Annotated in this window: 13 protein-coding genes and 1 riboswitch; of the genes, 6 read left to right on the forward strand and 7 right to left on the reverse strand. The window is 35.7% G+C overall.

Features of this window, described 5'->3' with window-relative positions; genetic code table 11:
* Position 1: 1 nt before the first annotated feature.
* The 3 genes from ACFVQC_RS09190 (at position 2) to ACFVQC_RS09200 (ending at position 2,447) form a co-directional block, all read left to right on the forward strand.
* Entirely contained in the window at positions 2 to 316 is a 315-nt protein-coding gene (locus ACFVQC_RS09190) for a DMT family transporter (RefSeq protein ID WP_002150343.1), read from the forward strand.
* 138 nt (positions 317 to 454) lie between these two features.
* Entirely contained in the window at positions 455 to 1,033 is a 579-nt protein-coding gene (locus ACFVQC_RS09195) for a TetR/AcrR family transcriptional regulator (protein WP_219917256.1), read from the forward strand.
* Between the two features lie 211 nt (positions 1,034 to 1,244).
* Positions 1,245 to 2,447, forward strand: a complete 1,203-nt coding sequence (locus ACFVQC_RS09200; RefSeq protein ID WP_377891329.1) for an MFS transporter — start codon at positions 1,245 to 1,247, stop codon at positions 2,445 to 2,447.
* 33 nt (positions 2,448 to 2,480) lie between these two features.
* Here ACFVQC_RS09200 and ACFVQC_RS09205 read toward each other — a convergent pair whose 3' ends face one another.
* Entirely contained in the window at positions 2,481 to 2,819 is a 339-nt protein-coding gene (locus ACFVQC_RS09205) for a winged helix-turn-helix transcriptional regulator (RefSeq protein WP_001059473.1), read from the reverse strand.
* A 169-nt stretch (positions 2,820 to 2,988) separates the two neighbouring features.
* On the opposite strand from ACFVQC_RS09205, the gene ACFVQC_RS09210 reads away from it, so the two are divergent.
* A complete protein-coding gene (locus ACFVQC_RS09210) occupies positions 2,989 to 3,528 on the forward strand; it encodes an ester cyclase (RefSeq protein ID WP_264540151.1) in 540 nt (179 codons plus the stop codon).
* A 23-nt stretch (positions 3,529 to 3,551) separates the two neighbouring features.
* Positions 3,552 to 4,100, forward strand: a complete 549-nt coding sequence (locus ACFVQC_RS09215; RefSeq protein ID WP_377898191.1) for an NAD(P)H-dependent oxidoreductase — start codon at positions 3,552 to 3,554, stop codon at positions 4,098 to 4,100.
* Between the two features lie 254 nt (positions 4,101 to 4,354).
* Here ACFVQC_RS09215 and ACFVQC_RS09220 read toward each other — a convergent pair whose 3' ends face one another.
* Positions 4,355 to 4,873 (reverse strand): general stress protein, encoded by a 519-nt coding sequence (locus tag ACFVQC_RS09220; RefSeq protein WP_219917260.1) that lies wholly within the window; start codon positions 4,871 to 4,873, stop codon positions 4,355 to 4,357.
* 32 nt (positions 4,874 to 4,905) lie between these two features.
* The gene (locus ACFVQC_RS09225) at positions 4,906 to 6,645 is read right to left on the reverse strand and encodes an SgrR family transcriptional regulator (RefSeq protein WP_377898192.1); all 1,740 of its coding nucleotides are present in this window, start codon (positions 6,643 to 6,645) and stop codon (positions 4,906 to 4,908) included.
* Positions 6,646 to 6,751: 106 nt separating this feature from the next.
* On the opposite strand from ACFVQC_RS09225, the gene ACFVQC_RS09230 reads away from it, so the two are divergent.
* Positions 6,752 to 8,014: an MDR family MFS transporter gene (locus tag ACFVQC_RS09230; protein ID WP_377898193.1), complete on the forward strand. Its 1,263-nt coding sequence runs from the start codon at positions 6,752 to 6,754 to the stop codon at positions 8,012 to 8,014.
* Between the two features lie 51 nt (positions 8,015 to 8,065).
* Here the strand turns inward: ACFVQC_RS09230 and ACFVQC_RS09235 are convergent, their stop codons facing one another.
* From ACFVQC_RS09235 to gapN, 4 genes are all read right to left on the reverse strand, one after another.
* Entirely contained in the window at positions 8,066 to 8,269 is a 204-nt protein-coding gene (locus ACFVQC_RS09235) for a hypothetical protein (RefSeq protein ID WP_377898194.1), read from the reverse strand.
* A 301-nt stretch (positions 8,270 to 8,570) separates the two neighbouring features.
* A complete protein-coding gene (locus tag ACFVQC_RS09240; RefSeq protein WP_377898195.1) occupies positions 8,571 to 9,770 on the reverse strand; it encodes an ABC transporter permease in 1,200 nt (399 codons plus the stop codon).
* 60 nt (positions 9,771 to 9,830) lie between these two features.
* Positions 9,831 to 11,255 carry an amino acid permease gene (locus tag ACFVQC_RS09245; RefSeq protein ID WP_377898196.1) on the reverse strand — a complete coding sequence of 475 codons (1,425 nt, stop codon included), beginning with the start codon at positions 11,253 to 11,255 and terminating at the stop codon, positions 9,831 to 9,833.
* A 146-nt stretch (positions 11,256 to 11,401) separates the two neighbouring features.
* Positions 11,402 to 11,583: riboswitch (Lysine riboswitch) on the reverse strand.
* Positions 11,584 to 11,762: 179 nt separating this feature from the next.
* Positions 11,763 to 13,202, reverse strand: coding sequence for an NADP-dependent glyceraldehyde-3-phosphate dehydrogenase (gapN, locus tag ACFVQC_RS09250; RefSeq protein WP_377898197.1), 1,440 nt, complete (start codon positions 13,200 to 13,202; stop codon positions 11,763 to 11,765).
* Positions 13,203 to 13,616: the final 414 nt, after the last annotated feature.

Genomic DNA, 13,616 nt, shown 5'->3' on the forward strand with positions numbered 1-13,616 from the left:
AATGGGTTGGATTTTCGTATTTTTTGCTGCAATTAGTGAAATAGTCGGTGTGATAGGCCTTAAAATGTATAGTAAAGATAAGACGCTAGCAAATGGAGCGATTTATATAGGTGGATTTGCAACTTCCTTCGCATTCTTATACACTTCTTTCTTGTTCTTACAAGTAAGTGTGGCTTATGCGGTTTGGATTGGCATTGGAACAGCAGGCGCAGTTTTATTAAATATGTTTCTGTTTGGTGAATCGAAAAGTAAGGCGCGTTTGATTAGCGTAGCTCTTATCGTATGTGGAGTTACGGGATTAAAGGCCCTTTCATAAGAAAAGGATATTAAAGTTAAATCTCCTAACGATTTGTTGGGGGATTTTTATTATGAAAAGTGCACTATGATTGACAGTACAGCTAGTTATTTTATAAAATGAGTGACAGTCATTCAATACGCGTGTGAAAGGGTTTAGATGATGAATAAAAAAGAAAAAATTGTCTATGCAGCTATTGAAGTGTTTCAGGAAAAGGGCGTTGAAAAAACGAAGATTTCTGATATCGTGAAATTGGCTGGCATTGCACAAGGAACTTTCTATTTATATTTTCCTTCTAAGTTATCTGTTATGCCTGCAATAGCAGAAGTGATGGTTGAGAAGATGATACTTGCAGTGAAAGAAAAAGTACAGAACGATGCAGCTTTTTCAAGTAAAGTTGAGCAAGTAATAGATGCAGTATTTAACTTTATAGCTGAATATCGTGAAATACAGGCATTAATGTATGCGGGCCTTGCATCTACTGAACATATAAAAGAATGGGAAGCTGTGTATGAGCCTCTTTATATGTGGCTAAGCGAATTTTTAAGCGAGGCAAAAGAAGCTGGTGAAATTCGTGATTCGGTTCACGCAGAGCGAACAGCCAAGTTATTTATCGCTCTTGTTGAATCAGCAGCGGAACAAGTTTATTTATACGATCATAAAGATGATGAGCAAGTCGAGCTACAAAAGGCAGAAGTATTAGATTTTTTAACACATGCACTACATATAAAGAAATAGTAAGATGAACCTGTCTGAAAAGGTAGGTTCATTTCTGCGAAAAACTGAATGATAGTCATTCACCGTGTGTTTATGTATGTGTGGAAGGATAAAGTGAAACTTTAATGAGTGGGGGCATCTCCACTCATTATTAGCCCACAAATAGCAGGATAAAGAAAAAGCTTCTTGGGCATTATTTTTGAGAGGAACTTACGGGAAGAGGTGTTAAAAAGTGAAGAAACCGATAAAAGAACAAAAGATGGTATTGATCATTCTTTTGAGTAATATATTTATCGCTTTTTTAGGGATTGGATTAATCATTCCGGTTATGCCATCCTTTATGAATGATATGAATTTAACAGGAAAGACGATGGGCTATCTCGTTGCAGTATTTGCAATGGCTCAGCTTATTACTTCACCTATTACGGGTCGTTGGGTCGATCTTTATGGTAGGAAGAAAATGATAATCATTGGATTATTTATTTTTGGTGTTTCAGAGCTGCTTTTTGGATTAGGAAAAGATGTGTGGATGCTTTATGCAGCGAGGGTGTTAGGCGGAATTAGTGCTGCGTTTATTATGCCGGGTGTTACGGCATATGTTGCTGATATTACCTCTATGGGGGAACGTCCAAAGGCGATGGGATATCTTTCAGCGGCTATTAGCACTGGATTTATTATAGGGCCTGGAATCGGCGGGTTTATTGCAGAATACGGAATACGTGTGCCTTTCTTTGTGGCAGCAGTGATTGCTTTTGTCGCATGCGTGATTTCTATATTTATTTTGAAAGAGCCGTTAACGAAAGAAGAACTTGCAGAGATTTCCGCTAATACGAAAGAATCAAGTTTTATCGGGGATTTAAAGAAATCATTAAATCCAATGTATGCAATCGCATTTATTATTGTATTTGTACTCGCATTTGGATTATCAGCATATGAAACTGTTTTTAGCCTGTTCTCTGATCATAAATTTGGTTTCACACCGAAAGATATTGCTGCCATTATTACAATTAGCTCAATCTTTGGGGTAGTTGTGCAAGTATTTATGTTTGGCAAATTGGTTGATATGTTCGGTGAGAAAGTATTAATTCAAATATGTTTAATTGTAGGTGCAGTATTAGCATTCGTCTCAACTGTAGTCTTTAATTATTGGATTGTACTTCTCGTTACTTGTTTTATTTTCTTAGCATTTGATTTACTTCGTCCAGCTTTAACGACATTTTTATCAAAAGCAGCTGGAAAAGAGCAAGGATTCGTTGCTGGTATGAACTCAACGTATACGAGTTTAGGAAATATCGCAGGACCAGCGATGGGCGGAATATTATTTGATATAAACATTAATTATCCATATGCATTTTCAGGTGTTGTTTTAATCGTTGGTCTCGGCATTACATTTATGTGGAGAGAGAAACAGCTAGCTCAAAGTTTCGCGAAGTAATAAAGCCCCTTACCGTTGTAAGGGGTTTTTGTTTTACAAACTTAATCCAAACCGCTTTAATTCAATAAATATCCCCTCTAATTGCTTTCCTTTATCCGTTAATGTGTATTCTACACGAGGCGGAACTTCTGGATATACTTTTCTCGTTATAATCCCTTGTGCTTCTAATTCTTTTAGGCGAAGTGACAATGTTTTCGGACTAATCCCATCCATTGATTTTTGTAAATCACTAAACCGTAATGTCCCTTCGATAAGAAGGTCACGAATAATTAAAAATGTCCATTTTGTACTAATTACGTCAAGCGTTTTAGCGATAGGACATGGGATTCCAGGTAAGCCTTTCGTTAATACAACCGGATCTATATTGTTCATGGAACTAGCCTCCATAAAAAAAAATTGAATAAATTTGCTTTATAGTATCACAAAACTATCCTTTTGGTAACTATATGAAAAAAATATCACTACTTCCATAAAGGAAGTTAGTGCATATACAATAGCAATACGAAATACAAAGGGTTTGTATGAGGAGGAGGTGATTTCCATGGGTATAAAAAAGTTGTTTGCGTTCCTTAGTTTTTTTGTCATTTGTATTGTGCTTGTAGCATGTAGTGGTGAGCAAAAAACTGAAATTCAGTTATTAAAGGAAATGCCGAAGCCAAAAGCAATGACAATTGATCCTTCATTAAGTAAAAAGGAAGCGACAGAAATCGTCCATGCAGTTCAGCGTTTTTACACATTTTGGGATACAGGTAAAGAGGAACTTATTCCGCAGACTGTTACTGAAAATTTTACCGATAATACATTGCCAAAAGGCCGTCCACAAGGTACTGAAGGCTTAAAATTTGCGGCGCAAAATTTTCGTAAAGTCGTTCCTGATATACATTGTGAGATTGAAGATTTATTAGTTGTTGGAGATAAAGTAACAGCTCGTCTTTCTTTTACAGGAACGCATAATGATAAGAAAATCAATTTTTTTGCAATTGATATTTTGCATGTGAAAGACGGAAAGATAACGGAAGATTGGCATTTAGAAGATAATCTTACGCTGAAGCAGCAACTGGGCTTAATAGCTGAAGAGTAGATCAAATAGGGGAGAGAAAAGCGATGAAAAATATTTTTATTATAAATGGACATGAGAAATACGGTACGAAAGAAGGACGATTAAATAAAACGTTAGTTGATTATATGGTAACGGTATTAAGCGAGAATCATCATGTGAAAACAACAACGATTCAAGATGGATATAGTATTAAAGAAGAACAAGAGAAGTTTTTATGGGCCGATGTTGTGGTTTATCAAACACCAATTTACTGGTTTAGTGTACCGGGATTATTTAAAACATATATGGATGAAGTATATGAATACGGCTTGTTTTTTGAAGGTGCGAATGAATACGGAACAGGTGGTTTACTAAAAGAGAAGCGGTATATGTTTTCTACAACTTGGAATGCACCTGAAAAAGCATTTGGAGATAAGACGAAGTTTTTTGAAGGAGCAAGTTTAGAATCAACGCTTAGTCATTTACACCGTGTGCAGAAGTTTCTCGGTATGAGTCTGTTAAAGAGTTTTGCTTGTTATGATGTGGTGAAGAATCCTAAAATAGAGCAATACTTATTAAACTTGAAAAATCATTTGGATGAAGTAATTAAATAATAGTTTGCATCCTTGTGCGCAAGAAGGTTCATCTTTAAAAATATAAAAGAAGGTACTACTAAGAGTGTAGTACCTTCTTTTGCATTCGTGAAAATCGCTTCGTTTTTATTGGCTTAAAGTCTTCATAAGCGGAATCTAATATTTTATCCCGCTATTTGCCGTGCAGTAAAACTCCCACCTCAAAATTCGGCTGGAGCAAAGAGGCTAGGTGGGAGTCGGGCTACCCGTAAACCCCCACTGATCATAGTTTCACTTTATGAAATACGTTGAAAATCTTTACTCATACAGGACTGTTTTAGTTTTTTTGATTTTATCAAATATTTAATATCAGAGGTGTTATCATATGAAAGCTGAATATGATAATAGTTAATATACTCAAATAATGCAAAAACATAAACGAATAGGGCGAATGATAGCCCGCCCAAAGGTAATTGGGGATACCAAATTAAAAAATCGATAATAAACATAATAAGTCCTGTGATAATCAATCCTATATTAAACTTTTTTAGTATTTTTAAATATTGAATAATCCAAATAGGTGTAACAGATGTTTTTTCTTTTTTTAATCTTTTCCACTTTACGTACCAGTAAGCAGTTCCTTGTAGTAAGAGAAACTCTAAAAGAAGAAACGAGACCCAAAAAGAGTATAGGGAATATAGATATAGTGTAGGATAAGCATAATTAAGTAAGTAACTTGTAAAAATAAAAGTAATGACTGAAAATAATTCACCTGTATATAGATAGGAAAGCCTTTTTTCTAGGTTGCTTTTCATGGTTCTTCTCCTTTTATAAAAAACTTTGCATTTTAACGCAGGGATGGCTGTATCCATAACTTCGCAAAATTCGCCCAACCGAATGAATCAATTGTTACGTTTTTTAAAGCAGAAGGATATGTTTTTCTTTTTAAAACGTGATAGTTAAATAAAATAATGTATTCAGTTTGTAAAAACTCTTCAATCTCATACATGAGTTCATAGCGCTTTTCTTTACTTTCTTCTAATAGGAATGTATCTAGTAAGCAATTAATTTGTTTTTCATAGTGCGGATCCATGAATCGACTTATAAAACAACTTTTATTTTTAAATACATTTAAAAATGCAATTTCATGCTCGGTAGCAAAAACTTCTCCCATGAAAATAATATCAGCGTGTTTATCGATAGAACGATCCATATAATCTGAAACGAGAAATGGATGGAGTTCTACTTGTATACCTAAACTATCACAACATTCTTTTAGGAAGTTTGCGTCGTTTGCACTATCTTTAAATGCGAAGAAGTAAATATGTATCGTTTCGCCATTATAGGTGCTCTTTTTCAAATACTCTTTCGCTTTTTCTAAAGAGTAGGACCTATTAGGAGCTTGGCGGCTTCTTTCAGGAAAGAAGCTTGATGCTGTGATTGTTCGATTTCCTTCTAAATCACGGAGGATCGTTTCAACGTCATATATTTCTCTCCAAGCTTTACGAAAGTAAATATCGTGATGTGGACCAGGTTTTGTAAAGTTGAAGCTAGCGTAAATACAACCTATTTCTTCTATTTGTATATTGTGTCTTTCGTTTTCCTTTTCATTTGGTAGTTCATAATCAGCATCAATTTGCACATGATCTGGAATACGCCAAAACTCAATGCGGTCTAGTAACGCACGTTCTTTAAAATAATGGGTAAAAGCTTCAAGCACGATATTATCTTCAGAATAATGAGTAAGTTTGAAAGGCCCAGTACCTATGTAATGATAATTTTGGATACTCGCATCATGCGGTAAAATTGCGAGTTGCATGGAACTCACATAATGTAAGAAAAATAAATTCGGTTTTGCTAAATGGAATCGTATTTGTAGTGGTGACGGTGTTTCAATTTGAACAATTTCTTCTGTTAACCATTCGAAAGGAGATTGAATTTGCTTTAATCTTTCAAATGAAAATTGCACATCTGTAGAAGTTAAAACCGTTTCATTATGAAAATGTATATCTTTTCGTAAATAGAACGTCCATGTAAGCTGGTCTTCACTTAATTCCCACGTATGAGCAATGTGTGGTTCCATTTTTTCGGTAACATAGTTATAAACGACTAATGTATCAAAAATTTGACTAGTAAGATGGCTCTCTGTTGTGACAGTCGCAAAAGCCGGATCTAGCGGCATTACTTTTCGTGATATGGGGATTTTTAATATATCGTACATATCATTTGAAGGTTCATAGCCAAAATGATGATGTAGTTTATTTTCTATCTTTTTTTGAAGTGCAAGAGGCAGTGGCTCTTTTAAAAGAAGAAAGACATCCTTTAATTTTTCTTGCGCTAACAGTTCATCTGTATAGAATTCAATCGCTTCTACGAAACTATGTATAAATAGAATTTCTGTTTTATTCCCGCGACCTCGCCCTGGTGTCCATGTAATTAATTGTTCCTCATTCATTTTTTTTAATAAAATTTTCACGTTTTTCGTACTGCAATATAAAACATCCGCTAATTCTTGTAAGCTATTTCGTATATATTGTTGGTCTTGTGCATGTAATCTCAGTCTAATGTAATAGTCCATAATCTTCATACGTGTACACTTCCTTCTTTATAAAAGGGGAAACTCTTTAGAATATTCTAACCTTTTTCTTCCTTTTTTTCAAAGTAAAATGAATAAGCATAAGGAGGGGGAAACGATGGGGTTTTGGAGTATGCATCGAAATATAAAAATTAGAATTATAACTTCGTTTTTAACACGTACTGTGTCCACGATGATTTTTCCATTTATGGCGATTTATTTTTCAATAAAGTTAGGTAGTGCGATTGCGGGTGCTTTACTATTAATTAATGTAATAGCTTCATTAATAATTGGTTTATATGGTGGATATATTGGCGATCGACTTGGGCGTAAAAAAGTAATGATTATCGGTCAAAGTATACAAGTTGTTTCTATTGCTTGTATGGGAATTGCGAACTCAGATTATGTAGATTCACCGTGGCTAACATTTGTATTTATGCTAGTGAACAGCTTAGGATCTGGGCTTATGAATCCAGCGACCGAGGCGATGTTAATAGATGTGAGTACACCTGAAAATCGAAAAATCATGTACAGCATTAACTACTGGGCTATTAACTTATCCATTGCAATTGGAGCGATATTTGGTGGGCTACTTTTTGAAAACTATAGATTACAATTGTTTATCGTATTAACGGTTGTTGCGATCATTACTTTATATGTGATGGCTGTATATATGGAAGAAGTGTATGTGGCTCGGAAAACAGAAGAGAAGAAAAATGTATTAAGAGATATGGCGGATAGTTATAAAGTTGTTATGAAAGACCGGGCGTTTTTAATTTTTTGTGCAGCGAGTATATGTACATTATCGTTAGAATTTCAAATTAATAATTATTTAGGAATACGTTTGCAGAAGGAATTTGAAACGGTGCACTTTTTCTTTGGTAATGGTTTTACGTTTGATTTAACGGGGATTCGAATGCTGAGCTGGATTTCAGCAGAGAATACAATTTTAATTGTTTTATGTTCAGCGCTTCTTATTAAAATGCTGAAAAGCTTCAACGATTTAAAAATCTTATATGTAGGGTTATTCATTTATACAATTGGATTTACAATACTCGGAACGAGCAATAGCTTATGGATTTTATTAATTGCAGGGCTTTTCCAAACGGTAGGAGAGATAATGTATGTGCCAGTTCGTCAATCCATTATGGCAGATATGGTGCCGGATGAGGCAAGAGGTTCTTATATGGCGATTAACGGAATGGTCTTTCAATTTGCAAAAATGAACGGGGCATTAGGAGTTATGTTAGGTTCATTAATTGCATCTTGGGGCATGAGTGCTCTGTACTTTATTGTTGGTATGAGCAGTATTTTATTATTTATGAAGGCGATAGGGAAAGAGAAGTATCAGGATGAAAGGAATGTTTCTCAGATTGGGTAAACTATATAAAAAGCGAACCAGTTATACTGAGGATCGCTTTTTATATCATTTTTAAAATGGATCAACTTCAGCTAAATTTGGATTGGTATTTGGATTTGTTAATAAGTTTTTCAGCTCACCTACTTCTGAGAGAGCGACGAGGATATAACCACTAATGAGGACGATGAGTCCGATGACCCGTAATGTTTGCAATTTAATGTCACGGCTATTTTCTTCTGAGTTGTTTTGGGGCGTTGAAGGCGGATTGTTGTTCATAATAGAGCTCCTATCTTTTTTATTTACCCCGCTATTTGCGGGCAGTAAGACTCCCACCTCAAAATTCGGCGAATGCGAGGAAGTTAGGTGGGAGATAATTGCCCGATTGGTGTGGGCTAATAATCAGTGGGGAATGGGTAAAACCCCCACTGATTAAAGTTTCACTTTATATGTGCGAAATCATTATTTAACGTATGGATAGGAATTGTATAGTCATTTTCACTATATGAGAAATGCCTACGAAAAGTGATTAGAAATTTTAGGACGAGAAAAGAGGCTGTTATGTGCAGCCTCTTTTTCGTTAAAATGAAGAAATGCGTTTCTTCGTTTTTGGTACAATAATAAACCTTATCCAAAGTACACCGATTACCATAATAATCAAAGCATGTAGTAATTGTCCTGTGGCAATGAGTATAACACTTGAAAATACAATGAGTTGAATGCTTAGCAATATAAAGATTAAGCGAAGAAATTGATTCATTCGTTTTTCAGTATCAATTGGATATAATGCTACGATAATATTTCCTGAAAAATATTTCCACAGAGAACGAAGTTGCATAGAAATCATATATAGGACGATATAAGCGATAGCGCCTTTTACGTATATGTTTGGTATAAAATATAAGGCGAAAGCACCGATCAACCCCAAGCGAATATATATACCGAAATAATCATTTCCACGTAAAAACGCTAGTGTATGTAAATAGAAGAAAGTTGCTCGTTTTTTATGTAATAAAGGTTCAATCCAATTGGTAAGCCATTTTCTTTTGTTTACTTGTTTTTTTAACTGCGGAACATCGGTGAAGATGCTAGCGAATTGATAAAAGCGTATGTCTATTTTTTCTTCTTGCTCGATTATGTATTCCCACGGTATTCGTTTTGTGGGTTGTTTTTTCGTATATAGAAGTAGGAAAGCAAGAAGTAAGAGTACTCCGCCTAATACGATCACATTTGCTGTATAAAACAGCATGTAAATGATTAGGGCGTTACAAACAATACGAATGATAAACCATATGCTTTTTTCATAACTATCACGCCACATCCAATGTATGTACATGTTCCAAGCTTTCGTAATCATTAAAACGATAAAGATTGTACACAAGAAAGGTACAGTTAATTGTAATGATTGCATAGCAAGCGGTACGAGAATAAGGAACGTAAATATTAGCGGGAAAAGCTGAATGATGTAATTATATAGAAGAGATTTTTTGAAATAAGATGTTAATTTCTCTTCTAATGCAAGCAAATAGACAGCATCAGGTTGTTGAATAAATGTACGGATTGGGCATCTCGTTATAATAAATGTAAGTACGACCGTTATGAGTATTAAAGATATTCCTTTAGAAGGAGATGTTTTTAGAAACTGAGCATAATAGTATGCACCAACGCATGAAATAAAGATAAAGCTATATAGTAAACCGTTAATCATACGTGCAAAGTATGTAATGATATTTTGAATATGTTGTTGGAAGCGGCTGCTCCATAATGATTCGATTGACATGTTTTTCACCTCTTTATTCTATTATATATGTTTTATAAAAGAAAAAACGAGCAAATTGCGTTACGCAACTTGCTCGTTTTTCTTTTCGTTATTTTTTTTCTGATCACGATTCATTAATGGATAGAAGGCAAAGCCGATTACGAATAAACCAATTCCGAGAAGGAATGTTTTTATATCGGACGCGCCTGTTTTAATAACCCATAACGCATAGCAAATTGCAATGACTGCGACTACACCATCTATAATTCTTGCCCGTAACTCATTTTTATAAGTTTCACCAGTTGCGACCAGTTTTAACTGGAAGATTGGTGAAACGAGATATGGAATGAGGTAGGCTAAAGTTGATACTGTAATAACGAATGTATAAGCTTCCGCAATGGTTCCAGATAGTGTTGAGAATAAGAACACTTGCGACATAATGTTTGTTAATCGTAGTGAATGAATCGGACTTCCTTTTTTATTTGTTTTTGCGAAAAAGGAAGGGAAGAAACCTTCTTTTGCTGCTTGATAAGGTACCTCTGAGCTTAATAAAATCCAGCCTAATATTGAACCGAATAGGGAAGTAAGAGCAAGTAATGCCATAAGTTTCCCGCCGCCGTGACCCATTGCAGCGTTTAATGCATCTGCTAATGGACGTTCAGAAGCTTGTAATTTATCAACGTGAAGTACACCCATTGTTAAAATTGTAATTCCTAAATAAATTGCAACTGTTATTAATAAACCAGCAACAGTCGCGCGTTTTACCGTTTTGGGAGAAGTAGCTCGGTTGGATAAAAGAACCGCTGATTCAATCCCAATAAATGCCCAAAGCGTTGTAAGAGCCGCTAAATTTACTTGTGAAAGGAGACCGTGTGATACGCCTTCTTTATCGATCATTGGTGTGTACCATTGTCCAAACTTTGAAGCTTCGAATGCAAATAAAGTAACGACGATGAATAAAAGGAATCCAGTTACTTTCGTTGTTGTTGCTAAGAAGTTTAGTTTCCCAGCTCCGCTTACACCGTTTGTTAATATTAAATGAGTTCCCCAAAGCAAGACGGAACAAATAGTAAATGTAATGAGCTTTCCAACTTCTATATCGAACGAGCCGATTGAAAATAATAGTCGCGTATCTTTCATAATCGGGAAGAAGAGTGATAAATATCCCGCGAAAGATGTAATGATGGCAACGTTACTTGCCCAATTTGCAACCCAATATCCCCATACCATACTGAAACCAGCCATTTTCTTTCTTTTTGGTGTTGAGAATAAAGCATATGCATGACTTTGTGGTCCCGTTGTTAAATCAGGACGACGAATTGCTAAATTACCGAAAACAAGAGCTAGCATTAAAACACCAAACCCTGTTGTGAGCCAAGCTAAAGTGACACCGAGTGGGCTTGCGGTTTGTGCTAACGTACTTGGCACCATGAAAATACCAGCGCCAACCATGTTACCAACAACGAAAGCTGTTAGTACCCAAAAGCCCCATTTTTTTTGTTGCATAGAAAATACCTCCAAAGTTAGTATAACCAAGTCAAGCGAGGAGATATGTATGTCTTCCTGATAAGGAAGAGAAGGTCCAAACAAAACAAAAAAAGCACGTAATTTGCCGCTACATGCTTTCTATCTTATAAGAAACCCACGACATACCTCTCGATAGCTCTCCACAAACGAAACGTTTGTGACAGTTCTGCACTTATTAAATGCAGACCCAGCAAGCGTGCATGGTGGACACGATTTACTTCGGCAATCATTCCTTTCTCATTTCTTCATCAATGCCACTACATCTCCTGAAATGATACTCTTAATGACTGCAACCTCTACCTCACCGAGATACGAATGAGGATTTATGTATTAAATTAACATGTTTAAGAGTAACAAATGTATTTTTATACGTCAATGGATATAGTAATAATCAGATTATAGAGAAGAGTTTGTTATTGAGAATGAATAAGGTTTTGAAATAAAAAGAAGCTGATCTAAACATTAGATCAGCTTCCACATATAAGATTAAACGAAGTTTAATACAGTTACTTTTTCACGTGTCATAGACTCAAGGCTCTTACGAATACCTTGTGCGCCCATACCTGAACCTTTTACACCGATGAATGGGAAGTGGTCAGGGCCGCGCTCTGTGCGTCCGTTAATTTGAACAGAACCAGTTTCGATTTTGTTAGCAATTGCAAATGCTTTGTTAATGTCTTTTGTGAAGACACTTGCTTGCAGACCGAACTCTGATTTGTTAGCAATTTCAATTGCTTGTTCATCAGAAGAAACACGGATGATTGGAAGGATTGGGCCGAATGGCTCTTCCCAAGCAACTTTCATTTCTTCTGTTACGTGGTCGATTAATGTTGGATAAATTAAGTTACGCTCACGTTTGTTACCGATAACGATTGTTGCACCTTTTTCTACAGCGTCATCAACTAAACCTTGAACGAAGTCAGCAGATTTATCGTCGATTAATGGAACGATTGTGCTGTCTTGTTCTGGAGATCCAACTGATAATGTAGCTACTTGTTCTTTTAATAAGCTAACAAGCTCGTCCGCTACGTTTTCGTGTACAAGTACACGTTTAATAGCTGTACAACGTTGACCAGAGTAAGAGAATGCACCGCTTACGATATGATTTGCAGCATCTTGTAAGTCAGCATCTTCACGAACGATACCAGGGTCTTTACCACCAAGTTCTAATACAAGTGGAATCATTGCAGCTTTTTTCGCTAAGTGCTTACCTGTGTTTGTACCACCTGTGAACGATACCATATTGATGCCTTCGTGTTCTACTAAGTAGTCACCAATTACAGAACCGCGTCCAGTAGCTACGTTTACAAGACCTTTTGGAAGTCCAGCTTTATGAAGTGCTTCAACCATTTTAACACCGCTAATTGCACCTTGAGTTGCTGGTTTAAAGATAACAGCGTTACCCATCATTAATGCTGGTGCAAGTTTTGCAGCAGATAAGTTTACTGGGTAGTTAAATGGTGCGATTGCTAACACGACACCAAGTGGTGCGCGTTGAATGATAGCAAGTTTAGATTTCGTTCCGCCAGGGAAGCTATCGCCCATCATGCTTTCTCCGTGCATATGAAGAGCTTCTTCAATCGTGTAACGAATGAAGTCAGCTGTACGAACAACTTCTTTTTTCGCATCTTTATATCCTTTACCGACTTCTTTCATAATGATATCGGCAATTTCATCTTGCATATTTACGAGCACATCAGCCCATTTATATAAATATTTTGCGCGATCTTGTAGAGAAGCTTCAGCCCATGATTTTTGAGCTTCTTTTGCAGATGCAATTGCTTCATCTACTTCTCCGCGAGTAATTGCTTGTACTTGACCAATTACTTCGTGTAAGTATGGAGATGGAATTTCAATTGTTTGACCTGAAGAGCTTTCTCTCCATTCTCCGTTTAAATAAAATTTGTACGTATTGCTAGTTGTCATGATTAGTCCTCCTAAAATAGCAACTTGTAAGAGTGAGTATAAGGTGATTGTAGGGGGTTTGATAACATTTTTCAAATGAAATGTTTGTGAAAACGATTTCTTATTCTTTTTTTATTTTGTATGCCCTTTCTTGCAGAAGATTCCCTCATTTCAAACTTATTTATCGTGTTATGAACCATTCTTCATTTTTTGTGATAAAAAATTATTTTAATCTATAACGAAAAAAATAATTGACAGAATACTCAATAAAGTTGTAAGATTATAAATGGAAAATAAATGAAGGGGGTGTGCGTAATGATTGTAATCGTAAATGTAATGGGCTTAGCTGTATTAAACGGCGGAAAACATTCATATTATTACGCAACCCGTGCGGATATATAGGACTTTTTTGTCTTATGAGAAGCGTACGTTGCG

The sequence above is a fragment of the Bacillus sp. NPDC057893 genome (assembly GCF_042796455.1).
GTDB lineage: Bacteria > Bacillota > Bacilli > Bacillales > Bacillaceae_G > Bacillus_A.

What these genes read in the sequence shown, in the direction of transcription:
- ACFVQC_RS09190 (WP_002150343.1), top strand. Translation starts at nt 2, where the DNA reads ATGGGTTGGATTTTCGTATTTTTTGCTGCAATTAGTGAAATAGTCGGT.
- ACFVQC_RS09195 (WP_219917256.1), top strand. Translation starts at nt 455, where the DNA reads ATGATGAATAAAAAAGAAAAAATTGTCTATGCAGCTATTGAAGTGTTT.
- ACFVQC_RS09205 (WP_001059473.1), bottom strand. Translation starts at nt 2,819, where the DNA reads ATGAACAATATAGATCCGGTTGTATTAACGAAAGGCTTACCTGGAATC.
- ACFVQC_RS09210 (WP_264540151.1), top strand. Translation starts at nt 2,989, where the DNA reads ATGGGTATAAAAAAGTTGTTTGCGTTCCTTAGTTTTTTTGTCATTTGT.
- ACFVQC_RS09215 (WP_377898191.1), top strand. Translation starts at nt 3,552, where the DNA reads ATGAAAAATATTTTTATTATAAATGGACATGAGAAATACGGTACGAAA.
- ACFVQC_RS09220 (WP_219917260.1), bottom strand. Translation starts at nt 4,873, where the DNA reads ATGAAAAGCAACCTAGAAAAAAGGCTTTCCTATCTATATACAGGTGAA.
- ACFVQC_RS09225 (WP_377898192.1), bottom strand. Translation starts at nt 6,645, where the DNA reads ATGAAGATTATGGACTATTACATTAGACTGAGATTACATGCACAAGAC.
- ACFVQC_RS09230 (WP_377898193.1), top strand. Translation starts at nt 6,752, where the DNA reads ATGGGGTTTTGGAGTATGCATCGAAATATAAAAATTAGAATTATAACT.
- ACFVQC_RS09235 (WP_377898194.1), bottom strand. Translation starts at nt 8,269, where the DNA reads ATGAACAACAATCCGCCTTCAACGCCCCAAAACAACTCAGAAGAAAAT.
- ACFVQC_RS09240 (WP_377898195.1), bottom strand. Translation starts at nt 9,770, where the DNA reads ATGTCAATCGAATCATTATGGAGCAGCCGCTTCCAACAACATATTCAA.
- ACFVQC_RS09245 (WP_377898196.1), bottom strand. Translation starts at nt 11,255, where the DNA reads ATGCAACAAAAAAAATGGGGCTTTTGGGTACTAACAGCTTTCGTTGTT.
- gapN (WP_377898197.1), bottom strand. Translation starts at nt 13,202, where the DNA reads ATGACAACTAGCAATACGTACAAATTTTATTTAAACGGAGAATGGAGA.